This is a genomic window from Bacillota bacterium, from assembly GCA_012727955.1.
Classification (GTDB): domain Bacteria; phylum Bacillota; class Limnochordia; order DTU087; family JAAYGB01; genus JAAYGB01.
This window is the reverse complement of the sequence record JAAYGB010000014.1, coordinates 72,984-84,678: the sequence shown is the minus strand read 5'-3', so window position 1 is coordinate 84,678 and position 11,695 is coordinate 72,984. Positions and strand designations below refer to the sequence as shown.

Annotated in this window: 10 protein-coding genes and 3 tRNA genes; 1 reads left to right on the top strand and 12 read right to left on the bottom strand. The window is 55.0% G+C overall.

Annotation, left to right across the window (positions count from 1 at the left end; all coding sequences use genetic code 11):
- The 7 genes from GX030_03620 to GX030_03590 form a co-directional block, all read right to left on the bottom strand.
- A partial coding sequence (locus GX030_03620; protein NLV91466.1) for a flagellin occupies window positions 1–167 on the bottom strand: 167 nt, incomplete at its 3' end.
- Between the two features lie 151 nt (window positions 168–318).
- Entirely contained in the window at window positions 319–1,422 is a 1,104-nt protein-coding gene (locus GX030_03615; protein NLV91465.1) for a Gfo/Idh/MocA family oxidoreductase, read from the bottom strand.
- A 33-nt stretch (window positions 1,423–1,455) separates the two neighbouring features.
- Entirely contained in the window at window positions 1,456–2,118 is a 663-nt protein-coding gene (locus GX030_03610; GenBank protein ID NLV91464.1) for a hypothetical protein, read from the bottom strand.
- Window positions 2,119–2,153: 35 nt separating this feature from the next.
- On the bottom strand, window positions 2,154–3,311 hold the full coding sequence (locus GX030_03605; GenBank protein NLV91463.1) for a Gfo/Idh/MocA family oxidoreductase: 1,158 nt from the start codon (window positions 3,309–3,311) through the stop codon (window positions 2,154–2,156).
- 85 nt (window positions 3,312–3,396) lie between these two features.
- The gene (locus GX030_03600) at window positions 3,397–4,590 is read right to left on the bottom strand and encodes an MFS transporter (GenBank protein ID NLV91462.1); all 1,194 of its coding nucleotides are present in this window, start codon (window positions 4,588–4,590) and stop codon (window positions 3,397–3,399) included.
- A gap of 250 nt (window positions 4,591–4,840) precedes the next feature.
- Window positions 4,841–7,279 (bottom strand): copper-translocating P-type ATPase, encoded by a 2,439-nt coding sequence (locus GX030_03595; GenBank protein NLV91461.1) that lies wholly within the window; start codon window positions 7,277–7,279, stop codon window positions 4,841–4,843.
- A gap of 265 nt (window positions 7,280–7,544) precedes the next feature.
- Window positions 7,545–7,910 carry a DUF4180 domain-containing protein gene (locus GX030_03590; protein ID NLV91460.1) on the bottom strand — a complete coding sequence of 122 codons (366 nt, stop codon included), beginning with the start codon at window positions 7,908–7,910 and terminating at the stop codon, window positions 7,545–7,547.
- A gap of 318 nt (window positions 7,911–8,228) precedes the next feature.
- Here GX030_03590 and GX030_03585 point away from each other — a divergent pair, with 318 nt between their 5' ends.
- Window positions 8,229–8,843, top strand: coding sequence for a folate family ECF transporter S component (locus GX030_03585; protein NLV91459.1), 615 nt, complete (start codon window positions 8,229–8,231; stop codon window positions 8,841–8,843).
- 66 nt (window positions 8,844–8,909) lie between these two features.
- Here GX030_03585 and GX030_03580 read toward each other — a convergent pair.
- The 5 genes from GX030_03580 to GX030_03560 form a co-directional block, all read right to left on the bottom strand.
- Window positions 8,910–8,986, bottom strand: a tRNA-Met gene (locus GX030_03580).
- A 51-nt stretch (window positions 8,987–9,037) separates the two neighbouring features.
- Window positions 9,038–9,113, bottom strand: a tRNA-Met gene (locus GX030_03575).
- A gap of 84 nt (window positions 9,114–9,197) precedes the next feature.
- Window positions 9,198–9,755, bottom strand: a complete 558-nt coding sequence (locus tag GX030_03570; GenBank protein ID NLV91458.1) for a UbiX family flavin prenyltransferase — start codon at window positions 9,753–9,755, stop codon at window positions 9,198–9,200.
- Between the two features lie 98 nt (window positions 9,756–9,853).
- A tRNA-Leu gene (locus GX030_03565) sits at window positions 9,854–9,943 on the bottom strand.
- A gap of 70 nt (window positions 9,944–10,013) precedes the next feature.
- Window positions 10,014–11,636 carry a DUF501 domain-containing protein gene (locus tag GX030_03560; protein NLV91457.1) on the bottom strand — a complete coding sequence of 541 codons (1,623 nt, stop codon included), beginning with the start codon at window positions 11,634–11,636 and terminating at the stop codon, window positions 10,014–10,016.
- Window positions 11,637–11,695: the final 59 nt, after the last annotated feature.

Sequence of the window (11,695 nt, the reverse complement as noted above, 5' to 3'; positions counted from 1 at the left end):
ATCTGACCTCTCATTTTTTCAGAGATAGCCAAGCCTGCTGCATCGTCGCCAGCACGGTTAATTCTCATACCGCTGGAGAGTCTTTCCATGCTCTTTGAGCTGTTAGCTTGGTTTACACCCAACTGCCAGTGGGCGTTGAGGGCCATGATGTTGTTGTTAATCCTCATCGTATCTTCCTCCTTGTTATGTTGCTGTCCATCCTTGGACTGCTTATTACTTACCTCGGCAGTGGGAGAAATGAACTTTAGCGAAAAAAAGTCCACTTGCCGAAGTTTGTGACTCGGCAGGTGGACTATGTAGGTATTTTGGTTATGCTTCTTATTCGTCCAGTTTGTGTCCCGGCAATCCTAAGGGTAGTGCCTTCGGTCTTTCGCAGGTACTGGTCATGACGTAGTGTTGGCCTTGGGTGGCGGCATCGTGGAATCCGTGCATCATCTCCAGTACATGGTACATCATCTCGCCGTTGGCGCGATGTGGTCTACCAGACTGAATGGCATAGGCCATATCGGCTACCCCAATTCCCCTGGAGTTAGTGCTGTATCCGTGGGTTAAGGGTATTTCCGTCCATTCTTCCGCTCCCATCCGGCGTACTCTTACTGGCCCACCGAAGGTGTTGGGATCTGGAACGATTAATGTGCCTTCCGTTCCGTAAACCTCGATGCGAGGCAAAGTAGTAGACCACACATCAAAGCTGGTCAGGATGGTTCCTACCGCACCACTGGCAAACTCCATGATTCCCGCCACATGGGTGGGCACATCGACGGTGATCTTGGTTCCAAACTTAGACTGACTGGTTATCGTCCGCTCCGGGAAGGTGATTTGGGTCGCCCCTGTGACCCGGGTTACTGGACCCATTAGCGACACCAGAGCCGTTAGGTAGTAGGGCCCCATATCAAACATTGGGCCACCGCCAACCTTGTAGTAAAACTCTGGATCGGGATGCCAGCTTTCATGGCCATGGCAAAGCATAAAGGCCGTGGCCCCAATAGGCTTGCCGATCCAACCGTCGTCGATGAGCTTTCGGCAAGTTTGCAGGCCCCCACCTAGGAAGGTATCGGGAGCTCCGCCTACCCGCAGACCCTTGGCCTTCGCAGCTTCTAACACCTTGAGGCCATCTTCTCTGGTCACCGCCAGGGGCTTTTCCACATAGACATGTTTGCCCGCTTCAATGGCCGCTAAGCTTACCTCAGCATGGGCCTGAGGGATAGTCAGATTCACTACGATCCCAATTTCTGGATCCGCCAGCAATTCTTCGGTGGTACAGGCCTTGGGGATACCGTACTTCTCCGCCGCTGCTTGGGCTCGCTCCGGGATTAAATCAGCACAGGCCACAATGTCCAGGATCTCAAAGGTCTGTCCTGCTTGAAAGTAGATTCCACTAATATTCCCGCAGCCAATCACACCGACTTTCACTTTGCGCATGCCCTTCCCTCCCTTTCTGCTTCTCTGTTCTGTCTACTTGGCCGCCCACAAAACGCCCCGGCGCATCGTTTCCAGGGCCTCGGGAATGTCAAAGATATCGGCGTGATGGCCCAGAGAACTGTAGAAGACTCTCCCCTTACCCCAGCGCTTGGTGTACATCACCGGGACCTCCACGGGACCATTGGCAGTATGGGGACCACTAGTTCCGGGAGCCGGGAAGATGGTAGTAGCCAATACTTCCACCGCCGGATCCACATGGATATAATACTGTTCACTGGCTACCTTGAAATCAGGGATTCCCTCGACGATGGGACTGGAACCCCGCTTAATGTACACCATGTACTCCACCCCATCGTTGCCGGGGTGGGCCACCCACTGGGAACCGGTCATGAACTGCCAGTCAGTGCTTTCCCGGAAGGCGTCACACATTCCCCCGTGGCATCCCGCCAATCCTACACCGCTTTCCACCGCGGCCAGTACCGGCTGCAGCTGTTCCTGGGTAATCTTACCCATGGTCCATACGGGAACGATTAAATTCAGGCTCTTCAATTTGTCTTCATCTAAGAAGGCATCCAGGGTATCAGAAACCTCTACCTCAAACCCTTCTTCCTCTAGGGTCTTTCGAAAGATCTCCGAGACCTCCTTGGGTTCATGGCCTTCCCAACCGCCCCACACGATTAACGCCTTTTTCGCCACTTTGTAGTCTCCTCTCCCAATCCGTAAGAGATAGCTTACTTAACCTGCACCCAAGTTCTCTCTACTACCGACTTCTCCACCGCCTCAATCACTCGCTGGCACTCAACACCATCGACGAAGTTAGGCTCCGGCATCCGATCCTCAACAATACACTCGAAGAAGTCCTTCATCTCGTGGATAAAGGTGTGCTCATAGCCAATAATGTGTCCCGCCGGCCACCAGGCCTCCATGTAAGGATGGCTGGGATGTGTAGCCTGGATCACTCGAAAGCCTCGGTAACCATCTTCATCCTCGCGGTTGTAATACTCCAGTTCATTCATCCGCTCGAAGTTGAAGCGAATAGCTCCCTTACTGCCGTTAATCTCAAACCAGTTGGTGTTATCGTGTCCCGTGGCAAACCGGGTCGCTTCAAAGGTTCCCATCGCACCATTGGCAAACCGGGCTAGGAAGGCGGTACCATCATCGACGGTGACCTCTCCCATCTCCGCGTTCTCGCCGCCACCGGTGGCGCTGAGACCCTCCATGGAAGTTGGCAGGGGACGCTCCTTAATGAAGGTCTCACTCATCCCCACTACCTCGGCAATCTCGCCCACCAGCCACCGAGCAATATCAATGGTATGGGCACCCAGATCCCCTAAGGATCCTGAACCGGCAATATCCCGGCGCAGACGCCACACTAATGGAAAGTTGGGATCAACGACAAAGTCCTGGAGATACTGACCACGGAAGTGATAGATCTTTCCTAACCGACCTTCCTCAACCATTCGCTTTGCCAAGGATAGCGCCGGAGCGCGGCGGTAGTTAAAACCGATCATGTGCTTCACGCCGGCCTTGGTCACTGCCTCCAGCATTTCTTTAGCATCGGCCAAGGTTAAGGCTAAGGGCTTTTCGCAGAAGATGTGCTTTCCGGCTTCCGCGGCAGCAAGGACAATCTCCTTGTGGACGTTGCTGGGAGCGGTGACATCGATGACATCAATGTCATCCCGCTGAACTAGCTTTCTCCAATCCGTTTCATAGCTGGCCCAGCCGAACTTTTGGGCAGAACGTTTCACCCAATCTTCGTCCCGGCCGCAAATGGCTTGCATCACCGGTTCCACCGGCAGATCGAAGAACATCCCCACGTCCTTATAGGCGTGGCTGTGGGCTTTACCCATAAACTTGTACCCAACGAGACCGATCCTCAGCTGTTGCATAGGTCCATCTCCCTTCCACCGTCAGAATTTTCCCGACATTAATAAACTACCGAAGGGCTTGGCTTTTTCCTTTCTACTCGTCCACCTATCCCGCCACCCCAGTGGGACGATGCACTCTTTGCTCCAAGGCTCGCACCCATAGCGCGGCGATCAACAGCCACAGGGCAGTGACAGCCCCAAGCCCCAGACCGAAGCGAAATCCCCTAGTCTCAGCTAAGACACCAATCAGCCAGGGAAGAGCGGTAGCTCCCGTGGACATCGCCACCGACATCACCCCGATGGTTGTCCCTGCCCCATCGGGAAAGAGGGTGTTGACATAGGCCAACCCCGTGGGATACAGCCCCGAAAGTGAAAAGCCCGCCAAAGTCACTCCCAGGGCGATAAGTAGTGGAGAGGTAGCCAACACTGCCAAGGGATAGAAGATTACACTGCCCAAGGCACAGAGCAGCAGGACCTTGGAGTAACCTAGGGAGTCAGAATAGACTCGGCAGGTAAAGCGCCCAGTGGTTAGTCCCAGATAAAACAAGGACACCAGTCCAGAGCCCACCAATACGGAAAAGTCCAGACTATCCATATAGGTATTGAGCCAACCTACCAGACCATGGGCCAGGCCGTTATAGACAAAGGCAATGCTCAATAGGAGTAAGAAGACCGGGTGGCGCAGCAGGTCTGACAAAGCCACGGTGCTCTGTTGGGTACGGCTTCTGCCGGCACGGCTTTGTCCTTGCGTCTGGGGAAATTTCTGAGTGGCCATCAACAATCCATAGAGGAGCCAGAAGCCGGCAACGGCACAAAAAACCGCCTGCCAGGAGACCTGCAGGGACAGTACAAACCCCACTAGCAATGGTCCCACCAGGGATCCCAGACCAAAAAGGGCGTGGAGGGTGTTTAGGGCAGCTCCCCGGCGGTGGGGATTAATATCGGAGATCAGTGCATTCAAGGGGATATTGACAAACCCGCCCCCGATTCCCGCCAAGGCAAAGAGGGCCAGTACCATCCACCACTGGGAACATAGGGCAATCATCGCCAAGGCAACGCCTTGAATCACACAGCCCCACAGAACTACCGGTTTTCGTCCCCAATAGTCAGAGAGCCTCCCGCCCAAGGGGGATCCGATTAAGGACCCAATGGACTTGGCGGGAAAGATCGCCCCGGCAGCCACTAAAGTGATCCCGAAGTTATCGATCATCAGGGGCAGTGCCGGAGCATAGACCAAACCGATGACTCCAATGAGAAAATAACCGATATAACAGCTGATTGTTAATGCCCGTTGATTCATCCTATACTCTCCTTCGTATGTGTAGATGTTTTCTTTGCCTTACTCCAAGGAAGTAGTTCCCCTCATCCCCGGCGATTCCTCGATGGATTACCCCTTACCACAAACAACAGAAACCCGAAAGGGGAAACTCCCCCTCCGGGTCTGATTAGTTCATATCTACCTAGATACATTACCTATCCATTAGCTTCGTTGTTGGTATTCAGTTGTCACCTATCTCCCACTGGTGCTAGTCGAGAACCTGCTTATCCTCTTACCCCTGCTGCCGGTAGCGCCACCGCCGCAGACGCAAGGCATTGGAGACCACGGAGACGGAACTAAAGGCCATCGCCGCTCCCGCTAGAATCGGAGGCAGGAAGCCAAAGGCGGCAACGGGAATCCCAAGGCTGTTGTACACTAAGGCCCAGAAGAGGTTCTGCTTGATGTTGCGCATAGTGCTGCGACTAAGCTGAATGGCCGCGGGAATCCCCTGCAGGTCTCCCTGCATCAGGGTAACATCCCCGGATTCAATGGCTACGTCGGTGCCGGTACCGATGGCAAAGCCAACATCGGCCGTTGCTAGAGCCGGGGCATCGTTGATGCCATCGCCCACCATACCAACGGTGAGACCCCGCTGCTGCAGTTTCTCGACTTCCCGGGCCTTCTCCTCAGGCAGTACTTCCGCCAGCACGTGCTGGGGATCAAGTCCCACCTGGGCGGCAATGGCCTGGGCGGTCCTTCTGTTATCCCCCGTTAGCATGTAAACATCAACGCCCATGGACTTGAGAACCTCAATGGCCTGTCGGGAGGTGGGTTTGACGGTATCGGCCACAGCCACAATTCCTGCCAGCTGGCCATCTACCGCCAGCAGCATCGCGGTCTTACCTTCAGACTCTAGCCGCTGCACCTTCTCATCGAGTTCTTCGGTGGAAATTCCCTGCTCTTCCATCAACCGACGGTTACCCAAATACACCGAGTGACCATCGACGGTGGCACTAATTCCCTGCCCCGGAATGGCAGCAAAGTTCTCAGGCTCGCTCTGGGCCAGCCCCTTGGCCTCGGCTCCGGTGATAATCGCCTGGCCGAGGGGGTGCTCTGAGCCCCTTTCCGCGACGGCCGCCAACTGCAGCACCTGATCCTCTGAGTAACCACCCACACCGATAACATCGGTCACCGCGGGTTCACCCTTGGTGATGGTACCGGTCTTATCCAAAACTACGGCATTTACCTTGTGGGCCAGTTCCAGATGCTCCCCACCCTTGAACAGAATCCCATTTTCCGCACCCTTACCGGTACCCACCATGATGGAAGTAGGAGTAGCTAAACCCAGGGCACAGGGACAGGCGATGCCCAATACCGCGGTCATGTTAATCAAGGCCCGACTGAAGTTGCCGGGATCGCCCCAGAGCCACCAAGCAAAGAAGGTAATTACCGCCACCGCGATGACCGCAGGGACAAATCTGCCGGAGATGACGTCGGCAAAGCGCTGAATCGGAGCCTTGGAGCCCTGGGCTTCCTCCACGATCTTGACGATTTGGGCCAAGGTGGTCTCAGCGCCCACTTTCCTGGCTTCAAACTTAAAGGAACCGTGTTTGTTAATGGTAGCACCGATGACCTCATCGCCCACCGTCTTATCCACGGGAACGCTCTCGCCGGTTAACATCGATTCATCTATCGAGGAACTGCCTTCGACGATGATGCCATCGACGGGAATCTTCTCTCCGGGACGCACTACAACGATATCCCCAACCACTACTTCCTCGATGGGAATGTCGATTTGCTCCCCGCCTCGAACCACCCGAGCTGTCTTGGCCTGCAGTTCCATCAGCTTGCGCATCGCCTCTGAGGTTCGTCCCTTGGCCCTAGCCTCAAGGAGCTTACCCAAGAGGACTAGGGTAATGATCACTGCGGAGCTTTCAAAGTAGACACCCTGCTGTTCAAAGAGGTGATCCCAGAGAATCACTGCGAGGCTGTAGAAATAAGCGGCACTAGTACCCAGGGCCACTAACACCGACATGTTGGCACTCCTGGCCCGCAGGGTATAGTAGGAATCCTTATAGAACTGCCAGCCGGCGATAAACTGTACCGGAGTGGCCAGGACCCACTGGACCATGGGATCCATCACCACATTGACCCACTTGCCGGTGATGCCCACCATATGGGCAATCATCCCCAACAGCATCGGTGCGGACAATACTGCAGACAAAATGAACATTCGCTGTTGACGGCGAATCTCACTCTCCCGGGCCGCCCTTTCAGCATCGGCTTCTTCACTATCGGCAATATCGTGGGCACTGTATCCCAAATCCGCCACGGTTTGCTTCAGCTGCGAGACACTGACGGTGGAGCTGTCGTACTCGATGACTGCCTTCTCCGCCGCCAGGTTGACCACTGCGTTGCTCACCCCTGGCAGCTTAGCCAGACCCTTTTCCACTCGGTTAGCACAAGCCGCACAGGTCATCCCGGTGATTCCCAGTTCCACCCGATCCCGAATCACTCGATACCCCTGGTCTTCAACAATTTCAGCCAATCTATTTAAATCCACCAGCTCGGGATCATACTCAACGGCAGCCTTTTCTGCAGCCAGGTTCACGTTGGCGCCCTTGACCCCTTCGGCCTTGGACAAGGCCCTTTCCACGCGATTGGCGCAGGCGGCGCAGGTCATTCCACCGATCTTGAGCGTCCCTTTGCGCATATCTTCTGTAGTTGCCATGATTGTCACCTCTATCGATAACAGTGCCCAATCTCAACTGGGCAAAACCCTCGATTCGATCAAGCATTTTGCATCCTACTACAATACCCCCGTACGGTATATATTGTAGAGGAGAAACCCAGTATTGTCAATCGTTAAGTGGTGGTCACTGACTAGGATACTTTCGCGGTATTCTACCAATGGATGACTGGCACAGGGTTTAGAGGTTGTCCTACTAGAGGATGCTCAGCAATAACGTATAAAAGCTTAGCGGGAGTTGCCAGATTCAACTCCCGCTAAGCTTCTCGATAGCCTCTTCCGTGGTGGAAACAAAGAAGACGTGGCGGCCCTGGTTGCTTTCATAGATAAAATCCGCCAGACTCTTGCTGGTGTACATGGAGAAATCCCCCACGATAGCCACCTTCAGTTGGTAGTTAACCACCTTCTGCAGCACCTCACCGGCAATCCCCGTTCGCAGGTTGAAAAAGTCCTCACAAATGACGGACTTATCGAGAACGATCCGATTGCACCCGCTCTCATAGGATACTGTCATCAATATGTCTAGTGCCGACTGTCCATCCTTGATCAGCACTTCACTGCTGTCCACCAGAGCTATCTCCACACCCTGGATATTTACCTTAGATATCTGCATAGGCAATCTCTCCTCACCTGTCGCTGTCTGACTAGTTTGTCCTGAGACGTTGATGGTACTAACCAAACAGCGCCCTTTGTCTTGCTTAGCAATACCACAACGGCTCCTCCTATTCCTATCGGATCCCTTTGAAATACCAAGCCATAGATAGGTCAGTCCAGTATTGCCCCCTCAATCCCAGAGTGATATGATCAGACTACAATCTCACGCGGCAGAGTAGGTACCATGCGTTAAGTGTCAGGGAATGGGACGTTGTCTCTGAACGAAGGGGAAACCCGCGGTATGGTATCGCGTCCGCTGCCCATCGAAGAGCGAACTATGAAGGACCCTCTTTGGTGTGGTGAGGCATGCCGCACATTATCAGAGGAGGGAGTAAGACTGAAGACGAGACAGTGGGTATTTTTGAGTTTACTGGTGGCCCTCAGTGTGGTGTTAGCCCGGGTGGCCAGTATCAGAATCGCGATTGCCGGTGTGGAAGGAATTAGGATTGGATTTGGTGGATTGCCCATCATCTTGGCGGGCCTGATGTTTGGTCCTCTGGCGGGGGCAATCGTAGGCGCGGTGGCCGACGTCCTAGGGTATATGATCAATCCCATGGGAGCCTATGTCCCCCATTTCACCTTGACCTCGGCCTTGACGGGAGCTATTCCCGGATGGATGATGCTGGCCCAGGGTAGGCAGTCAATCACCAAGCTCAAGCTGATCATCGCCATCGCCGTTGGCCAAGTGATTACCTCGGTACTGATGGTTCCCTGGTTCTTGAACATGCTCTTTGGGATTCCCTTTGCTCCCCTGCTGCTGCCGCGGATCGTCGCCCAAGTTATCCAGATTCCTGTCTTTGGCCTCCTTAGCTTTATTATCATGGAAAGAACGGCTAAGCAGTGGGGCTACAGCAGCTGGTCAGCGGTCCCCCGAGGCAACGAGGAGAAATAGAACAATCGCAAGTAAAAAGGGAAACCCCAGCTTCCCCCCAAAGGGGAAAGCTGGGGTTTTTGGCTTTGGTAGCGGCGACTGGATTCGAACCAGTGACACTACGGGTATGAACCGTATGCTCTAGCCAACTGAGCTACGCCGCCATCTTGATCGGCAAAATCCCTCAACCGGTGTGAGGGATTTACCATACTAATTGGTTGCGGGGGCCGGATTCGAACCGACAACCTTCGGGTTATGAGCCCGACGCGCTACCAGCTGCTCCACCCCGCGACGTTTGACTGCACTAATAGTATATCATACTTTTCGAAAAATACAAGTTTGGGAGGCTGTCAAAACCTGGTTCCAATGGGAATGCTACCCTTCCCACACCTGATACCCCGCTACCGAGAGGCCAAATCGGGCCAAGATCCTCCCGACAAACTGAGTGCAAATATCATCGACGGTGACGGGTTTGGTGTAAAAGGCCGGTACCGGCGGCATCACAATAGCCCCGGCCTGGGTCACCCGCAGCATGTTGTCCAGGTGAATGGCATTCAAAGGAGTTTCCCGCACCGCCAAAATCAAGGGGCGCCGCTCCTTGAGACAAACATCCGCGGCCCGCAAAATCAAGGACTCAGCATAACCGGAAGCAATGCCCGCCAGGGTCTTGACACTGCAGGGGACCACCACCATCCCGGTGACGGGAAAGGACCCACTGGCCAAGGCCGCGGACACATCCCGGTTGCTGTAGGTCCGATCCGCCAAGGAAGCTAAGTAATCCAGCTTGTAATCGGTCTCCAGCTCCAGCGTCTGCTGCGCCGCGTCACTCACCACTAAGTGAACTTCACAGTCCCTTTGGGCCAGCGCTTCCAAAAGCCGTACTGCCAGAATCGAGCCGCTGGCGCCGGTGACAGCTACCACTAACCTGGTCACCAAGACCCTCAATCCTTTCTTCGGGAAAACTTGTCTACCCGATCATCCAAGTGATAATCCCGATAAAAAGAAAAGACGACCTCAACAGGCCGTCACAGTGGTGCCGGGAGCGGGACTCGAACCCGCACGGGCACAAAGGGCCCAGGGGATTTTAAGTCCCCATTGTCTACCTGTTCCAACACCCCGGCGTCAACTCACTTTATTATAGTACGTCAAGGCAGCGACGTCAACTATCTATCGGCAGGCAACCCCAGGAAGCTAAGCCTTGACCTTCCCCGCCTGCAAAATCATTCCCAGCAGCATATCGTTGGTGGATACCATGACTCCATCGGCGCCCAGCTGCTGCAGTACAGCCAAGGCAATAGCAACTCCCTCGGTGATTATATCAGCCCTAGCCGGGGGAAGTCCAGGGATGTTGACCCGCTTTTCCGGCGGTAAGGCGAAGAGCCTTCTGCCAATCTGATCAAATTCCTCCAGGGCTAGCCCCATGCCCTCTACCTTTGCCCGGTGATAGTCCCTCACCTCACCCCTAATAGCCGCTAGGGTAGTAAAGGTACCCCCAACGCCCACCACTTGGCTAGATGGGACCAACTTCTGGCCCTGGGTGGCAAGGGCTGCTTCAACAGCCCTGGTAGCAAAGGTAAGTAGCTCTTCCCACTGACTAGAATCTCCGTAGGCACCGTTGCCCTCGCCCAGCCAGCGCTCCGTCAACCGCACCGCCCCCACCTCAAGGCTGAGGACGAGCTCTCCCTGCTGGCCCATTATCTCGGTGCTCCCGCCGCCGATGTCGATCACCGTTGCTTCCTTTCTCTGTTCCTCCGGCAGCTTCGCGGTGGCCCCGGCATAGGACAACCGAGCCTCCTCGCTCCCAGAGATAATCCTCAGGTCCACTCCCACCTCTGCCTTAACTCTATCAACAAACTCCTCGGCATTGGCAGCCTCCCGCAGCGCACCGGTTCCCGCCAGATCCACTAAAGCTGCACCCCAGATCTCTGTTTGGGCCAGTAATTGCTTGAGAGCCGCGATGGTGCGGTCCACCGCCTCGGGACTTAAGCTCTTGGTCTCATCGACCCCGGCGCCGATCCGGGACTCTACACTCCAGTCAGCGACGACGGTAAGGTCTTGGCTGCGGCTAGGCTCCCCTTGGGTGACAACAATTCTACAGGAATTCGTACCCACCTTGCCCGCGGCAAGGAGCTTGCCCGCTTCGACCTCGGTATCTGGCTGGATTTCGTCTTTGGCCTGGGTAAAGCAAGGGATACTGCCCCCTAGCCCTGCTTCTTGACAAGGCAGCCATCCTCGGAGCTTTAGCTCCTTGTGCACCAGCTCTCCCACGGGGTTATCACCGGTGGCGAGAAAGTCGGCGTAGTGGGTATGCAGGCACTTGATTCCGCTGCCTCGAATTCCTCCCACTCCCGTCTGACTGATCACCGTAAACTGTTGGGGCCAACGGCTGGCCCAAGCGGTGTCGGTGACCAGCTCCCGGCGCTGGCGAGCGTGGCGGGCATGGGCGGTTTGTAGTCTTTCGGTCAACCTGGGATCCTTGTCTATTATTTCCTGTAACTTGGAAACCATTCCCTCAGCCTCTAGGCGAGCCACCGCGGTCAACAGCTCTGGGCAGGTGAGCCAGTACAGGGTAGGCAAAATCCGAGGTGGTGACTGGGGATCCTCTTCGTCAAAGGTTACCGGGATATTCTTAATTACCTGGGGAGCTCCGCTGGGGCATCGGGTGACTATCTCCGCCACACCCTTGGGTCTTCTGCCCAGCTGTGCTTCGATTAGGTCAATGTCCCTGGGGTCGACTTCCTTCCCCCTTCTTTTTCCCGTCACTGACAACACCTCCACTGCTTCCTGTTCTAGGACTAATATGTCCGAGAGCATGTCTTGTCTGCCGCCTCCTTGCCCATCGCTTCCGGGACTTGGACCGCTGCACCATACAA